General features: G+C 72.7%; 16 protein-coding genes and 1 pseudogene. 11 read left to right on the top strand and 6 right to left on the bottom strand.

The features are described 5' to 3' along the window. The first annotated feature begins 47 nt into the window (after positions 1-47). The 3 genes from ACZ573_RS06565 (at position 48) to ACZ573_RS06555 (ending at position 3,595) form a co-directional block, all read left to right on the top strand. Complete coding sequence (locus ACZ573_RS06565; protein ID WP_471299884.1) at positions 48-1,322, top strand: pyroglutamyl peptidase; 1,275 nt, start codon at positions 48-50, stop codon at positions 1,320-1,322. Positions 1,323-1,522: 200 nt separating this feature from the next. Further along, positions 1,523-2,635, top strand: coding sequence for a mechanosensitive ion channel family protein (locus ACZ573_RS06560; protein WP_471299881.1), 1,113 nt, complete (start codon positions 1,523-1,525; stop codon positions 2,633-2,635). 204 nt (positions 2,636-2,839) lie between these two features. Next, a complete protein-coding gene (locus tag ACZ573_RS06555) occupies positions 2,840-3,595 on the top strand; it encodes a DUF4118 domain-containing protein (protein WP_471299878.1) in 756 nt (251 codons plus the stop codon). Between the two features lie 7 nt (positions 3,596-3,602). On the opposite strand, the gene ACZ573_RS06550 is transcribed toward ACZ573_RS06555, so the two are convergent. Continuing rightward, positions 3,603-5,675 (bottom strand): SpoIIE family protein phosphatase, encoded by a 2,073-nt coding sequence (locus ACZ573_RS06550; protein WP_471299875.1) that lies wholly within the window; start codon positions 5,673-5,675, stop codon positions 3,603-3,605. A 563-nt stretch (positions 5,676-6,238) separates the two neighbouring features. On the opposite strand from ACZ573_RS06550, the gene ACZ573_RS06545 reads away from it, so the two are divergent. Beyond that, the gene (locus ACZ573_RS06545) at positions 6,239-6,688 is read left to right on the top strand and encodes a GNAT family N-acetyltransferase (protein ID WP_471299873.1); all 450 of its coding nucleotides are present in this window, start codon (positions 6,239-6,241) and stop codon (positions 6,686-6,688) included. A 115-nt stretch (positions 6,689-6,803) separates the two neighbouring features. Next, the gene (fsxC, locus tag ACZ573_RS06540; RefSeq protein WP_471299870.1) at positions 6,804-7,451 is read left to right on the top strand and encodes an FxsC protein; all 648 of its coding nucleotides are present in this window, start codon (positions 6,804-6,806) and stop codon (positions 7,449-7,451) included. 11 nt (positions 7,452-7,462) lie between these two features. Here the strand turns inward: fsxC and ACZ573_RS06535 are convergent, their stop codons facing one another. The 4 genes from ACZ573_RS06535 to ACZ573_RS06520 all read right to left on the bottom strand — a co-directional run bounded on the left by ACZ573_RS06535 (position 7,463) and on the right by ACZ573_RS06520 (position 10,001). Continuing rightward, the gene (locus tag ACZ573_RS06535; protein ID WP_471299867.1) at positions 7,463-8,215 is read right to left on the bottom strand and encodes an anti-sigma factor; all 753 of its coding nucleotides are present in this window, start codon (positions 8,213-8,215) and stop codon (positions 7,463-7,465) included. Next, positions 8,212-8,808 carry an ECF RNA polymerase sigma factor SigK gene (sigK, locus tag ACZ573_RS06530; RefSeq protein ID WP_471300636.1) on the bottom strand — a complete coding sequence of 199 codons (597 nt, stop codon included), beginning with the start codon at positions 8,806-8,808 and terminating at the stop codon, positions 8,212-8,214. Before sigK ends, ACZ573_RS06535 begins: the two co-directional genes overlap by 4 nt. 244 nt (positions 8,809-9,052) lie before the next feature. Then, positions 9,053-9,472 (bottom strand): ATP-binding protein, encoded by a 420-nt coding sequence (locus ACZ573_RS06525; RefSeq protein ID WP_471299864.1) that lies wholly within the window; start codon positions 9,470-9,472, stop codon positions 9,053-9,055. Between the two features lie 148 nt (positions 9,473-9,620). Beyond that, positions 9,621-10,001 (bottom strand): hypothetical protein, encoded by a 381-nt coding sequence (locus ACZ573_RS06520; protein WP_471299862.1) that lies wholly within the window; start codon positions 9,999-10,001, stop codon positions 9,621-9,623. A gap of 595 nt (positions 10,002-10,596) precedes the next feature. Here ACZ573_RS06520 and ACZ573_RS06515 point away from each other — a divergent pair. Both ACZ573_RS06515 and ACZ573_RS06510 read left to right on the top strand, forming a co-directional pair. Continuing rightward, a pseudogene (locus tag ACZ573_RS06515) lies at positions 10,597-10,911 on the top strand (molybdopterin cofactor-binding domain-containing protein); the annotation flags it as partial. 83 nt (positions 10,912-10,994) lie between these two features. Continuing rightward, complete coding sequence (locus tag ACZ573_RS06510; RefSeq protein WP_471299859.1) at positions 10,995-11,435, top strand: molybdopterin-dependent oxidoreductase; 441 nt, start codon at positions 10,995-10,997, stop codon at positions 11,433-11,435. 67 nt (positions 11,436-11,502) lie between these two features. Here the strand turns inward: ACZ573_RS06510 and ACZ573_RS06505 are convergent, their stop codons facing one another. Continuing rightward, entirely contained in the window at positions 11,503-11,922 is a 420-nt protein-coding gene (locus ACZ573_RS06505; protein WP_471299857.1) for a TOBE domain-containing protein, read from the bottom strand. A 151-nt stretch (positions 11,923-12,073) separates the two neighbouring features. Here ACZ573_RS06505 and ACZ573_RS06500 point away from each other — a divergent pair, with 151 nt between their 5' ends. The 4 genes from ACZ573_RS06500 (at position 12,074) to ACZ573_RS06485 (ending at position 15,163) form a co-directional block, all read left to right on the top strand. Continuing rightward, positions 12,074-12,730 (top strand): DUF2278 family protein, encoded by a 657-nt coding sequence (locus tag ACZ573_RS06500; RefSeq protein ID WP_471299855.1) that lies wholly within the window; start codon positions 12,074-12,076, stop codon positions 12,728-12,730. 164 nt (positions 12,731-12,894) lie between these two features. Beyond that, complete coding sequence (locus tag ACZ573_RS06495; protein WP_030016709.1) at positions 12,895-13,530, top strand: ATP-binding cassette domain-containing protein; 636 nt, start codon at positions 12,895-12,897, stop codon at positions 13,528-13,530. Beyond that, on the top strand, positions 13,527-14,393 hold the full coding sequence (locus tag ACZ573_RS06490) for a metal ABC transporter permease (RefSeq protein WP_301364667.1): 867 nt from the start codon (positions 13,527-13,529) through the stop codon (positions 14,391-14,393). Before ACZ573_RS06495 ends, ACZ573_RS06490 begins: the two co-directional genes overlap by 4 nt. Next, a complete protein-coding gene (locus tag ACZ573_RS06485; protein ID WP_471299851.1) occupies positions 14,351-15,163 on the top strand; it encodes a metal ABC transporter solute-binding protein, Zn/Mn family in 813 nt (270 codons plus the stop codon). The genes ACZ573_RS06490 and ACZ573_RS06485 overlap by 43 nt, the downstream gene beginning before the upstream one ends. Positions 15,164-15,304: the final 141 nt, after the last annotated feature.

The raw sequence follows: 15,304 nt of genomic DNA, 5'->3' as shown, positions 1-15,304 counted from the left end.
CCGGTGCGTCTGGTGGGGGTGGGGGCCGCTATGTAATGTCACATCGCATGATGCTCTTACGCCGTGCGGCGTCGGCCGCTGCCCTTCTCGCCACCGTCCTTCCCCTGGCCGTCGCCTCGCCCGCGCACGCGGCCGACGGCTCGTCCGCCTGCCGCGCCGACGCGTCCGTACCACTGGACGCCGAACAGGCGCGGCTCTCGGACGCGCGCACCACGGCCCTCGTCGAGCGCGGCGGATTGGGGGACTTCGTCCGGCGGTTCCCCGCCGCGCTGTGCGCGGCCCGCGGCCCCGCCGAGGCCGGCCGGCTGGTCACCGACTGGGGCGAGGCCCTCTGGCAGGCCTCCGTACGGCGGGCCCAGGGACAGCGGCCCGGCGGTGACCTCGCCCCCGGGGACGACCGGCCGCTGTACTGGGCGCGGCTCGGCATGACCGCCGCACTCGCCCGCTGGCAGCCCGAGTTCACCGCCGACCGGGCCGCGCTCCGCGCCCGCTTCGAGGACGCCTCCCGGGGCGTGACGGACAACGCCTTCCGGACCGCACCCGGCGTACGGCGCGTCTTCATCAGCGGGTTCGACCCCTTCGGGCTCGACGCCGAGATACGCCGAGCCAACCCGTCGGGATCGGCCGCCCTCCAGCTCAACGGCCGGCGCGTGACCCTCGCCGACGGCAGCCCCGCCGAGATCCGCGCCGTCGTCCTCCCCGTGCGGTACGCCGACTTCGACTCCGGCATGGTGGAGCGGGCGTTCGCCCCGCGCATGGCCGGCGGACCGGCCTCGGCCGACGTCATCACCACCGTCAGCCAGGGCTACCCCGGCATCTTCACCCTGGAGGACTGGGCGGGACGGGCACGGTCCGCCGACCCGTACCCCGACAACGTGCGCGCCCTGTCCGGCGGCACCCGCGAGCATCCGGTGACCGCCCCCGGCCTCGGCCCGGGACCGGAGTTCATCCGCACCACGCTCCCCGCGGGCGCCGTCACCGGCGCCGTGCAGACCCCGTACCCCGTCCTCCTCAACAGCGACGTGACCGAGATCCCGGCGGGCGGCACGGCTCCCGTCGACCGGACCGACGGCCCGACCCCGGGCTCGCGGGCCGTGGCGGGCGGCGGTGGCGGCTACCTGTCCAACGAAGTGGCCTACCGATCCAACCGGCTGCGGGCCGAACTCGCCCCGCACCTTCCCGGTGGCCATCTCCACACCCCGGTGCTCACCGGCCTGCCGGCCGACCCCCAGCAGCTGACCGGCCCCGAGTTCGAACGCACCGAGAGCGCGATCGCCGCAGAGGTCCGCGCGGTCCTCGAACACGCCGCCGCGCGGCGGTAGCGGCAGCCCCGCCTGCGGTGCGTCCTGCTGCCATGGGGCAGGATGGCAGCCCGTTCCGGATGCGTACACACGCCCGAACGCGGCTTCGCGCACGACAAACTGACAGGTGACAAGGTGACGACACACCCACACCCCATACGACGGCCGGCAGCGCCCGTCGCCACTGCTCCGGGCCGGCGCGGCGCACCGGAGGGGGTCCGTTGACCCGGGATCTCGTCCTGCACGACTGGCTCGTCGCCGGGATCGCGCTGGCGGCGGGCGCCGCGGCCGGGCTGCTGTTGCGGGCCCTCCTGCGCTGGCTGGGCCGGCACGCCGAGCGGACCCGGTGGCGGGGGGACGACATCATCGTCGACGCGCTGCGCACCATCGCGCCCGGGGCCGCCCTGATCGCGGGCGCGGCCGTGGCCGCCACGACCCTGCCGCTCACCGCGCGCGTCTCGGGGTTCGTGAACCAGTCGCTGACCGCGCTGCTCATCCTCATCGCCACGCTCAGCGCGGCACGGGTCGTCGCGGGCCTCGTCCAGTCCGTGGCGGCATCGCGCACCGGCGTGGCCGCGTCGGCGTCCATCTTCGTGAACATCACGCGGATCGTGGTCCTCGTGATGGGTGTTCTCGTCGCCCTGGAGACCCTCGGCGTGTCCATCGCGCCGCTGGTCACCGCCCTCGGCGTGGGTGGTCTGGCGGTGGCCCTGGCCCTCCAGGACACCCTCGCCAACCTCTTCGCCGGCGTTCACATCCTCGCCTCGAAGACCGTGCAGCCCGGTGACTACATCCGGCTCACCAGCGGCGAGGAGGGCTACGTCGTCGACATCAACTGGCGCAACACCGTGGTCCGCAACCTGTCGAACAACCTGGTCATCATCCCCAACGGGCGGCTCGCCCGGACCAACATGACCAACTTCACCCAGCCGGAGGCGCAGTTCTCGATCCTGGTCCAGGTGGGTGTGGGTTACGAGAGCGATCTGGAACACGTCGAGCGGGTGACCCTCGACGTGGTCGGCAAGGTGATGGCGCACGTGGACGGCGCGGACCCCGCGCACGAAGGGGCCGTCCGCTTCCACACGTTCGCGGACTCCCGGATCAACTTCACCGTGATCCTGGGCGTCGGCGAGTTCAGCGACCAGTACCGGATCAAGCACGAGTTCATCAAGCGCCTGCACGAGCGGTTCCGGGCGGAGGGCATCTCGATCCCCGCTCCGACGCGCACGGTCGCGCTCCACCGGGACGAGGACCAGGCCCCGGCGGCACCGCACCCGCCGGTCCCGCACCAGCGCGAGGCGCCGCCGTCGATGCTCGCGGACAGCGGCCGGTAGACCGCGGACCCCGCACCCGCACCCTCGCGTGCACGCCGGCCGGCGTGTACGCGAGGGCCGGCGGCGGCCCGGGTGCGGAATCCGTATGCGGTACGTCAAGACCTCACCACGGCGGGTGGCTCCTCCCCCCGCCGTGGGCAGGCTGGACGTGGCGACAGCCGATCGGCCATCTGGTTCTGGTCACCTTCGGACGGGAGGCATCACATGCCCGGGTACCGACTCCACGACCGTGCGGCGCTGTTCGGGGCCCTGGTGGTGCCCCTCCTCGTGGCACTCGCGCTTCTCCCCTTGCGCACCTGGCTCTCCCCGGCGAACGAGGCACTGGTCCTGGTCGTCGCCGTGGTCGTGATCGCGGCCTCGGGCACCCGGGCCGCCGCGGCCCTGGCCGCGCTGTCCGCGGCCACCTGGTTCGGCCTCTTCCTCCTCGCCCGGCCCTACGAGCGGTTCACCATCGCCGACCGGGACGAGCTCGAGACGGCCGCCCTCCTGCTGGCCGTCGGGCTGATCGTCTCCCAACTGGCCTTCCGTGCCCGCAGGCTGGAGGCGGTCGTGGTCACCGGCGCCGCGCACCTGTCCAGTCTGCAGGGCACCGCTCGGCTGACCGAGCGCGGCGGTTCACCGGACGCGGTGGTCGAGTTCGTCCGCCGGGAGCTCATCGGCCTGCTGGGGTTGCGCGGCTGCCGCTTCGAGTACGGGACCCTGATCGGGCACCGACCGCGGCTGGAGCACGACGGCGGCCTGTGGCTGCGCCGAGGCGGCGAGGTCACCGGGTACGCCGACTGGCCGGACGGCGAGACCGAGCTGCGGGTCGTCGGGGGCGGCCACTACTACGGCCGCTTCCTCCTCGATCCCCTTCCCGGCCACCGGCTGCCGCCCGAGGAGGCCCGCTCGGTGGCGGTCGCGCTGGCCGCGCTGGCGGGCGCGGCGCTGGACACGGCCGGAGTGTCCCACCGCGGCTGAGCCGCCCTCAGGACGGCGGGCGGTGGGAGCGGTGGACGCGGGCGAGGACGAGGACCGTGTCGTCGGCCGGCGGGTCGGGCAGCAGGCTTCCGAGGATGTGGTCCGCCATCTCCTCCAACGGCCTTCCGTCCCCGGCCAGTTCGGCGCGCAACGCGTCCAGGCCGGCCTCGATGTCCCGGCCCCGCGCCTCGATGAGGCCGTCGGTGTAGAGGGCGAGGGTCGAGTGCTCGGGCAGTTCGATCTCGGTCGTCCGGAACGGACAGCCGCCCACACCGAGCGGGACCCCCAGTACCTCGTCCACGGTATGCACCGTGCCGTCCGGCCGGAGCACCAGGGGCGGCGGGTGGCCCGCACTGGCGATACGGGCCCGTCCGTCGCGCGGGTCGTAGACGATGTACAGGCAGGTCGCCAGCTCGATGCCGGCCTCCTGGGCGCACTCGTCGAGTTCGGCGAGCAGGTCGGCGGGCTCGCTGTCGTGGCGGGCCAGTGCCTTGGTGGTGATGCGCAGGCGCCCCATGGCGGCGGCAGCCGACACCCCGTGCCCCATCACGTCGCCCACGACGAGGACGACCCGGCCGTCGGGCAGGTCGATCATGTCGTACCAGTCCCCGCCGACCTCGGTGATCCGGCTGCCGGGCACGTACCGGTGGGCCACGTCCACGTACGGGGTGGCCGCGAGCGCGCTGGGCAGCAGGGCCCGCTGCAGGGTGAGGGCGATGTCCTGGACCCGGCTGTAGAGGCGGGCGTTGTCCAGGCAGATCGCGGCGCGCGAGGCGAGCTCGCCGGCCAGGCTGACGTCCTCCGGGCTGAAGGGCGGGCGGGCGGCGGACCGGCCGAAGACGGCGATCCCCTGGACGGTGCCCCGGGCGATGAGGGGGGCGACGAGGATGCAGGCCACCCCGCTCTCGGCCATGAGCCGTGCGCGGGACTCGATGACGACGGTCCGGGCCAGGAACGCCTCGTCCACGACGGCCGAGATGGCACGACCGGTGCTCAGCATGTCGTGGATGACGGAGCCCGGCGGGTAGCGCACCTTCTCCACCCCGCTCACGAGCTCGACGGCCGGAGCGGGCAGAGTGGTCCCGGAGGCGATCCGGCGGGTGATCAGCGGTCGCGCGGGGTCGAAGTCCTCCGACTCGTCCATCCACTCGACGACCTCGACCACGGCGCCGTCGCAGAAGTCCGGCATCGACGCGTCGACCAGTTCCTGGGCGGTGACGTTCACGTCCAGGGTGGTCCCGATCCGGGTGGAGGCCCCGTCCAGGAGGGCCAGCCGGCGGCGGCTGGCGGTGGCCTCGAGGATGGCCCGCTCCCGGTCCGTCACGTCCACCATCAGCCCACCCACCCCCGGGTGCGTGCCGACCGCCCGGCTCAGGGGGAAGAAGCTCACGGACCGCACCTGGTCGCGGTCCGGATGCCCGCGGGGGCGCACCCCGACCAGCGTCCCCACGACGGGCGCCCCGCCCCGGGCGACGGCGCGGAGCATCCGCTCGTACTCACCGCCGTCCGACATGATCATGATGTCGTCCATGCGCCGCCCGAGGTGGGCCTCGATCGGCAGGCCGTCCATGTCGGCGAGCGCCTGGTTGAGGTGGATGTACCGCAGGTCCTGGTCGATCATGACCAGGCCGATGGGGCAGGTCTCGAAGAGGGCGTCGAGGAAGGCGAGGTTGGTCTTGACGCGGTCGAGTTCGTCGCTGCGGCTCGACAGGACCATCACCACCGAGGGACCGGATCCGGTCACGGAGAAGGACCGGAAGCCGCAGTCGAAGGCCGTGCCGTCACGGTGCCGGGCCGTCAGCCGGCCCCGCCAGTAGCCCTGCGTACGGCCTTGTTCCGTCAGCCGGGCGCACGATGCGGACGTGCCGCGGGCGGCATCGGCGAAGAGGAGGGCGCCGGGCCGGGTGAGGACGGCGCCGGGTTCGTACCCGAAGAGATCACGGGCGCCGGGCCCCCAGAAGCAGATGCGGTCGTCTTCGTCGATGCCGAGGACGGCCACGGGCACGCGCTCCAGCAGCGACCCCGGCTCGGCCCAGATCGGGCCGTGGGTCTCCTCGCCCCCCGGCCGGGCCGATGACACGAGACGCCCCCTTCCGCACGACGTCCTCTCCACATCATCATGCGGACGCGCCGCGCGGGCACGCCGGGCGTCGCGCGCCGGCCCGGGACGAGCGCCGTGCGGGGGTCGTTGGTCATCGCGGCTGCGCACCCGAACGGCGATCGACCGGAAATCGCCAGCCGAATCGGGCCGACGGCCTGGTACATGCCGTGTCCGTGGCCGATTCACCTCTTGGATGATCCACCGTGACGACACGGGGCGGTCCGGGCCGGTTCCGTGCCTTGCACCAGGTGCCGCCCCGGGCCGCTCCTGGTTGACTGGCCGTGGCCACCACCCTCCGGACCGCTTGGCGGCTCTCGCGGTCACGGAGCGACCTGGTCCAGGAAGCCCCTGCGCGCCGACAGCGGTGTTCGGCGCAGGGGCTTCGCCTGCCGCACCCGTACATCGTGGCGCCGAGACGGCAGGCTTTTCGACACCCCGGCACCTGCCGGGCCCGCCCGGCTCCAGCATGATCGAAGCTGCCGGTGCGGCGGCGCAACGCCCCGCTCCGCTCCGCTTTCCTTCGATCCCGGGAGTCCGGTCCTATGTCCGACATCAGCGTGCGTTCCGTGCGGGCCGGCGATTTCGCCCAGTGGCGCGCCCTCTACCGCGGCTACGCCGACTTCTACGGGGTGGAGCAGACCGAGGAGGCGGCCGCCACGGTCTGGTCGTGGGTGACCGACCCCGGCCACGAGGTGGGCGCCCTGGTGGCCGAGGACACCGAGGGGCGGCTCCTGGGCCTCGCCCACTACCGCCCGTTCGCGCGCCCGCTCTCCGCGACGGTCGGCTGCTTCCTCGACGACCTGTTCGTGGCGCCGCAGCACCGCGGTTCGGGCGCCGCCGACCTGCTGCTCGGCGCACTGCGCGAGCTCGCGGCCGAGCGCGGCTGGAGCGTGGTCCGCTGGATCACCGCCGACGACAACCACCGGGCACGGTCCAAGTACGACCAGGTCGCCACCCGCACCATGTGGGTCACGTACGACATGACCCCCTGAGCCCCGCCTCCGTCTCCTCGCCGGGTCCGCCGAACGGGGCCGCCGCGTCGACTACCGGTCGGCGCCGAGCGCCTTCGGCGCCCCGACCCCGGACGAGAACAGCCTGCGGATCGCCGTGGTGGCGCCCACCCTGCGCGATCTCCCTGTTGGGCGTGACCCCCGGTACTACGGCCCCGGCCTGGACGACTGGAATCCGTACCACCCCAATTCGAAGAGGCCCCTGGCCCATCTGGCCACCGAACTGGCTTACCACCTGAACAACCAGGTCGACATCACCACGCTCGATGAGGAGGTGGCCAGGGTGGTCGCCGGCGACCGTCCGACCGGGCCGTTGATCCTGCTCGTGGACCGCTGGGCGCCGAAGGTCCCGGCACTGCGTGAGCGATTGACCGAACTGAACGCGGTCAGCAGGCCGGGGATCGGCCTCCTCCTCGCCTGGAACCGGCACGACACACAGAGCCAGGCTGCCGAGCGTGAACTGAATTCCCTGCTGGCGGACTCCATTCCGAACCTGTTGTCCCGTAACCAGATGACGTCCAAGACCGACCGGGGGGTACTCGACATCGAGGACTTCGGCGCGGTGCTGCCCCGGATCGTGGCCGCGACCTACCAGGGCCACCTCAGGTATGCCGTCGCCTACCCCCCCCCCCCCGGCCAGACCGGGCGGTTCGATTCCACGGCCCGGCCCGTTCCTCCGGAGCCCGCCCCACCCGACGGGACCGCCCCACCCGACGGGACCGGCCAGGGCCTGCCGCCGCCGTGAGCGGCGCGCGGTCAGGCGGGAAGGTCCATCAGGAGCAGGGGGGCCGTGGTGGGCTGCGGGGATCCTCCGGCGGGTTCGACGGTGAGGCCGATCGCGGCGGCGTCGGCCGTGTCGCCGTCGACGAGGACCGTTCCGTCCTGGTGGATGAAGCCGGCCGGGCGCATGGTGCCGTCGTGGTCCAGCCACAGCTGGTAGGTGGTGCCGGGTACGGGCTCGGGCAGTCCGCCGGCGGTGAAGACGGCCTTGTTGCGCAGGGCCGAGGAGACGACGGTGGCGGAGGCCCCGTTGCCGGTGCGGCCGTGGGCCGCGCGGGCGTCGGGAGCGGCCAGGACGGTACTGACGTCGTCGAGGCGCCGCCCGATCTGCCGGGCCTGCTGTTCGTAGTCGCTCCTCTCCTGGCTCTGCCAGGCGGCCAGGCCCGCGAACAGGGCCGCGGCGGCCACGCTCGCGGCCACGGCGAACCGGCCGGCCTTGCGGCGCAGCGTGCCGCGCAGCGGGACCGCGGGGAGGGTGGTGGAGCTCCGGGGCGGGACTTGGCGCACTGCGTCGACGGCCGCCAGGGTCCGCTGCTTCATGGCGGCGGGGGGCTGCCGCGCCACGGCGGCGGCCAGCCGGGCTGCGGTGGCCTGGAACTCGGCCACTTCCAGGCGGCAGTCCTCGCACCGGGAGAGGTGGTCCGTGAACGGCTCGGCTTCGCCGGGGTCCAGGGCGTTCAGTGCGTAGGCGGCGGTGAGGGCGTGGCTGTCGGACCGGTGCCGGTTCATGTGGTCACCCCCATGCAGTCGCGGAGCCGGATCAGTCCGTCGCGCATGCGCGTCTTGACGGTGGGAAGCGGCGCGTGGAGGACTTCGGCGACCTCGCGGTAGGTCAGGCCGTGGTAGTAGGCCATGGTCACCACCTGGCGCTGGAGGTCGGTGAGGCCGCGCAGGCAGCGGCGGACCTGTTCGCTGTCCAGTCGGGTCTCGACCTGTTCGGCGACCTCGTCGAAGGCCGTCCGGTGCTCGCGGGCGGCCTGCGCGCGTTCCCGGTCGGCGGACGCCTGGGCGGAGCGGACCCGGTCGACGGCCCGCCGGTGGGCGATCGTCGCCGCCCACGTGGTCACGCTCCCGGAGTCGGGCCGGTAGCGGGCGGCCTGCCGCCACATGTCGATCATGACCTCCTGGGCGACCTCCTCGGACTGGGCCCGGTCGCGTACGACTTTGAGCACGGTCCCGAAGACCAGCGGGGCGAGGGCGTCGTACAGGACGGAGAACGCCTCTTTGTCGCCGTGGGCCACCTGCCGCATGACCTCGGGGAGGCCGGTGCGGTCGGTGGGGCCGCCGGTGGGTTCGGGGCCGAGGGGGCTCGGCTGATTCATGGTGCGGGCTCCGGCCGTGGGGACCAGACGCAGGGTCGGCCGGTGGCGTCCGGCCGGGGGCGGGGTGTCCATCGCATGGTGGTCCTTGTCCGGAGAGCAGCGGCCGGACCGCCGCGCAGGGCGGTGCCGGCCACAGGTCCAGGGGATGGGTCTGATGGTTCTTCGTAGCGGAGGTGCCCGCGGATGGGAGGGCGTTCCCGCTCCGGGACGGCGCGCGGTTCCCTCGTTCGAGGGAACCGTCCGGTCAGCCGTCCCGCCAGGTGATCACTGCGATGACCTGCTTGCCGCGCGGTGAGCGGCTGACGAAGAGGTCCGCGCCGAGCGCCCGGACGATCTGCAGCCCACGCCCCCGGGTGGCGTCGGTCCCGCGGCCGTCGCCCCGCTGCGGCAGGGAGAGCGAGCCGTCGCTGACGCAGATGCCCGCCCGGCCCCGGTCCAGGCTGATCGTGAGCGCGTACGGGGGCATGGCGTGCCGGACCGCGTTGGTGGCGAGCTCGGAGGCGATCAGCAGGATGTCGCAGGCGGTCTCCTGTGGGCAGCGCACGGGGTGCAGGGCCAGGGTGCGCGCGGCGCTGCGGCGCGCTTCTGCGGCGGCCTGCGGTCCGGAGGGCAGTGGATGGTGCTCGGTCCTCGGCCGCGCCGGGGGTGCGATTGCGGTGTCCATGACGGTTCCTGCTGTGCGAGCGGCCCCGGTGGATCCGGGCCGGACCGGGGGCCGGGGGCCGGGAACGGACGGGGTTCCGGGGCGGTGACCCCGGAACCCCTTTGTGCCAGGTCGGTGCTTCGTCGCTACGGCGCTGTGGCGCTGTGGGCTACCACTTGCTGTGGCAGTTCCAGTGGCCGGGCACCCAGTGCTTCGAGTGGCCGTTGCCCCACCAGCCGTCGTGCCAGTTGCCGTGGTGGTCGCTGTAGCCCTGGTGCCAGGTGCCGTGGTGCCACTTGGATTCCCAGTGGCCCTTCACCCAGGTGCACCGGTCATGGCGGTCCCACCGGTTGTCGCGGTCGTGGCGGTCGTGGCGGTGGTCACGATCGCGGTCTCGGTCTCGGTCACTGGTGAGCGTCGAGCTCACCGTGGCGGACGTAGCCGGGGCGGCGTTCGCGGTGCCGGAGAGGCCCAGCAGCGACCCGCCGGCCAGCAGCCCGGCGGACGCGGCTCCGACGACCAGGCGCCGTGTGCGCAGCGAACCGGTCATCGCACTCACCTCCTTCCCTTCTGCGGACAGTCGGTTCAGCGGCCCCTTCGACCTCAGGAGCCTCACCAGGGATTCGCGGCGAACGGGACGAAGGATTGGAAAATCCTCATCTCCGGATAAAGCCCGCCGACGCGAAAGCGGCCTTCAGCTACCGACGAGTACAGCATCTGCCAGATGAAATCATGAGATCGGCCTTATCTGCCGCCTTATCTGACTGATACATTCCGCAGGCGCAATCCGCACACCCCATCCCGTCACGGCTGTCCACCGACCTGGTTCGACACGTGCCGAGCACCTCGGTCAGACCGATGGTCCCGAGAACCACAACGGATGCGCCGGAGGCCGTTCGGCCATGGCCGCCTCCGGCCGAGATCCACCTCCGAAGGGGACATTCTGATGCGAAAGATGCTTCTGCGGCGCCCGTCCGCGGGAAAGGCTCTGGTCGTGAGCGCCCTGCTGGCCCTCGCCGTACCGGGAATCGCGTACGCCAACACGGTCGGCGTGACCGTGAAGACCCCGGGCGCCACCATGGGGCCCGGCTCCGCCTTCTCGGAGATATCCACCAACGCCGCCTGTAGCAGCGGCCTGATCTCCGGGCGGCGTGGCCCAGGCGCTGGGGGCGACCCTCTTCGAGACGGTACGGGTGGACGAGCGCGGGGAGGTGACCACGGCGGCGTTCCGCCGTTACCGGCTCCCGCAGTACGCGGACATTGCGCGCACGGAGGTCCACTTCATGGAGACCTCGGACGCGATCGGCCCGCTCGGCGCCAAGTCGATGAGTGAGAGCCCCTTCAACCCGGTGGGTCCGGCCTTCGCCAACGCCCTGCAGGACGCGACCGGGGTGCGGTTCACGGAGATGCCGGTGACCCGCGATGTCGTCTGGCAGAAAATGCAAGCCACAAGGGAGTAGAACGCGCCCAGATGCAACTCACATACTGAGATGAGGATGGCAGATACGTTTCCCGGGCGAGGGGATCTGGGAATCGGGCTCGTATGGCCACACTCGTGCTGCACGGAGACCTCGACCGCCCGGCCCTGCTCAGCGTCGCCGACCTGCGCGAATGGGAGCAGCAGCGGGCCAAGGTGGTGTTCGACTGCGCCACGAACGGCCCGCAGCACCACGTCTTCGAGGGCGTGCTGCTGCGTGACGTGGTCGCGAGCGCGGGGCCTGCCTTCGACGCCCGGCGCCGCAAGGACCGATCGCGCTTCCTGCTGGCGGTCAGCGGCGGGGACGGCCACCACAGCGTCCTCGCCTGGGCCGAGCTGGACGCCGACTTCGGGGGCAGTGCGGTGCTGCTGGCCACCCGGCTGGACGGGGAGGACCTGGACGAATCCGGGGCGCAGCTGGTGGTGCCCTCGGACCGGTGCGGGGCGCGCTACGTCAGCGCGGTCACGCACGTATGGTTCGGCGCCCTGGCGGCGCCGGGCATCTGAGTGCGGCCGGGACCGTACGAGGCCGGGACCGGCCAACGGTGCGGACGGTATGAACGGTACGGACGGTTCAGGCCCCGGCGAGGGAGATCTCGGTCGACTTGATCAGCGCCACGACGGAGGAGCCGGGGACCAGGCCCAGCGACTGGACACCGTCGGCGGTGACGGCCGCGGTCAGCCCGCCCCCGTTCACGTTGACCTTGACGGCGGCCATGGCCGGGCCGACGGCGACCTCGGACACCGTGCCCGTGATCTGGTTGCGGATGGAGATGTTCTCGACCGGGCCGGTGGCCAGGGCCACTTCGGTGGCCTTGACGAGCGCCTTCACCGCGGAGCCCTGGGTGATGCCGAGGTCCTTGACGGCGTCGGCGGTGATGGCGGCGGTGATCTCCTGACCGCCGGCCAGACGGACCTTGACCGTCGCCATGGCCTCGCCGACGGTGACGGCGGTGACGGTGCCCGCGAGCTGGTTGCGGATGCTCAGACTCATGAAGGTTCGACCTCTGCGTAGGCGCCTCGCGCGGTCCGAAGGGGCCGCACGGGACCGACCGTAGGGCCACCCGGTCCGGTCCGCCCCGTTCCCCCTCACGCCCGCGCGCCAGAACCACCCGACCGGCTGGCCCGGTGCTTCACTGGGGAACATGCCATTCGACCGCTACGGGGTGCTGGCCGGGACCCTGCACAAGCACTTCCGCGACACCCCCGACACGGAGGGCGCCTGGTTCCACGTCAACCTCCGGGTCGACGCCCCGGACGGACGGCACAAGTGCGCCGTCGACGTGGACAGCCACGACTCGGACACCGGTGTGCAGTGGAAGGTCTTCACCGTGGACGCGGCGGCACTCGGCCCGGTGGCCGCGATGGCGCCCGGGTTCCACGACCTCGACCGCGTGCCCAGGTCCGGAGCCCTCGACTACCTCCGCCATCCGGCACTGCGCAGGCTCCAGGAGTGGCCCGGGTGGCTGCCCGGCCCGCTGGGCGAACTCCTCGACCGGCTGCTGAAGTCCTCCCCGCCCTGGACATCGGGCTCCAACGTCGAAGCCGCCAACGCCTTCGAGCCGATCCTCGCCGTCGGGCGGCCGATCCTGGTCTTCGGCGAACCGTTCGACACCGGGCTGGGCGTCCACAACATCCACCAGAACCAGGGCGACGCGTACGGCAGCCAGTGGTGGCCCGAGAACGGCATCTGGCAGGACGGCGCGACCATGACCCGCCGCCCCGACGGCCGTTTCGACGTGTTCCTGAACAAGTTCTCCGGCCAGAAGGACCACACGGACGCCGACGGCCACCCGGTCTGAGCACGGCCGGAGTCGGCTCCGGATCCGCCTCCGTCCGGGTCGACGTTGCGGCTCTCCACGGAATCGGTCCTGGTCCGCCGGGAACCCCGGGCGCCCCCCGTCCGACTACTGCCGCGTGGGAGGCGGATCCTCGCCTTCCCGCGCGGCGGCGGAGGAGGCGTGTGATGGGCGGGCTGGATGTGCGCATGCGGGAGGTCGTGTGCCGGCACGGCCGGGTGGAGGCCGTCTCGGACGTCGATCTGGAGATCGCCGCCGGTGAGCGCGTGGCCCTGACCGGTACCAACGGCTCGGGCAAGACGACGCTGCTGCGCGCCGTCCTCGGTCTGCACCGTCAGACGACGGGCTCGATCCTGGTCGGCGGCCGCGAGGGCCGGTCGCCCGCCGAGTGGGCCTGGCGGCGCCGGGCCTGCGCCTGGATCCCGCAGAAGCCGGCCGCCGGCCGCTTCCCCCTGCTCGGCGCAGAACTGCTGGCCGGCAGCAACGCTCCGGCGGAGGCGGCCGAGGCCGCCGAACGGCTCGGTGTGGGCCCGCTCGTCGGGCGGCCCCTGCACACCCTCTCCGGCGGCCAGCTGCAGCGGATGTACCTCGCCCGGGCGATCGGATGCATCGCCGCGGGAGCCGAGTTGCTCCTGGCGGACGAGCCCACCGCCGCGCTCGACTTCGACGGGCAGTCGGAGGCCGCGGACGTCCTCACCTCCCTGCCTGTGACCCTCATCGTGGTGACGCACGACCGGGCCCTCGCGGACCGCTGCGACCGCGTACTGGAGATGGCCGCGGGCCACCTGCGGGAGGTCCGGTGAACCTGGCCACCGCCGACCTCGGCGAACTCCTCCAGCTGCTGCCCGTACAACGGGCGGGCGTGGCCCTGCTGCTGGCCGCGATCGGCCTGCCCGTCATCGGCGTGGTCATCGTCGGGCTCGACATCATGCCGGTCCGGTTCGCGATGATGCACGTGGCCCTGCTGGGCATCGCCGTCGGACTGCTCACCGGACTCGACCCCATGCTGTGCGCGCTGGTGGCCTGTGCGCTGGCCGGCGCGGGCGTGGCCCCGCTCGCCCGGACCCCGGACGGCCTGTCGGGGGCGATGGGCCTGCTGATGAGCCTGGCCATCGCGGCGGCGCTGCTCCTGCTGGCCGTGTCCGGAGTCAACGCCTCCGGCGCCTTCGCCCTGCTCTGGGGGTCGATCCTGTCGGTCGGGACGCCGGATCTCGTCGTCCTCGGCGTCCTGGCCGTCGCCGTTCCGGGCCTGTTCTGGTGGCGGCGCCGCGAGATCGGCCTCCTCCTGTACGACCGCGAACTCGCCCTGTGTTCCGGCGTACCGGTACGGGCGCTGACGGCCGCCCTGCTGGTACTGGTCGCCATCGCGGTCGCCGGGGCGATCAAACTGACCGGCGCCCTGCTCGTCGACGCCCTGACCCTGCTGCCCGCACTCGCCGCCCGCCGCCTGGGCAGCTCACTGAAGTCGATCACCCTCTGGGCGGTGGGCATCGGCGTGGCGGTGAATCTGACGGGGTTCCTGCTGGCCCTGTGGCTGGACTGGCCGCCCGGCCCGGTCCTCGTCCTGACCGCGGGGGCACTGGTCCTCGCGGTGCATTTCATACCCGAACGGAGAATCAGCTCATGGCGCGCACCCGCGTCCGTATCTCTTCCCTCCTCGCACTGAGCGCGGCGCTCGCCTTGACCGCCGCCTGCGCGAACACCCCCTCGCCCCAGGACGCGAAGTCCCAGGACGGCCCGCAGCCGCAGGCCAAGAAGCCGGTCGTGGTCGTCACCACCACCTGGGAGGGCGCCTTCGCGAAGGCCGCGGGCGCCGAGGACGTCAAGGTCATCGTGCCGCAGTCCGTCCACCACGCCCCGGACTACGACCCCAAGCCGTCGGACCTCGCCGCCGTGGCCAAGGCCGACTTCGTGCTCTACGCGCCGTTCGAGCCGTACGCCGCGAAGATCAAGGAGGCTTCGGGCTCGAAGGCGAAGCTGGTCGAGGTGAACCTCGACAACGACCCCGACAAGGTCAAGGCCGAGGTCGACAAGCTGGGAGCCCTCTTCGGCACGGCGGACGCGGCCACGAAGTGGAAGGCCGGCTTCGAGACGGAGTACGCGAAGCTGAACAAGGAGGTCCAGGCCGGGTGGCCCGGCGGCAAGAGCCCCTCGGTCGTCACCCAGGTATTCACCGCGTGGTCGGCGAAGCTCGCGGGCGCCACCCCGGTGGGCACGTACGGCCCCGAGGCCGTGACCCCGGCACAGCTGGCCGAACTCGCGGCGAAGAAGCCGGAGCTGGTGCTGGACAACGCGCACATGTCCACCGGCACGGTACTGCCCGACTCCGGCGCCAAGCAGGTCAAGATCGTCAACTACCCCGGCGAGGACCTCGACCTCCTGCCGGTCTACCGCAACGCCGCGGCCGAACTGAAGAAGGCCATGGGCGCCTCCTGACCGACCGCCCCCGAGCAGCCCCGCGGGAACCGGCCGGTGCCGGGTGGACCGGCTCACCGCTCCGCGGGGCGCTCCGCCGCACCTCGGCCGCCGGCCCTCACGGGCCGTACGCCCCGTACGGCCCGTGAGGGCGGGCTTCGG

The sequence above is a fragment of the Streptomyces sp. NPDC040545 genome (assembly GCF_055595065.1).
This window is presented reverse-complemented; position numbering and strand designations above follow the sequence as displayed.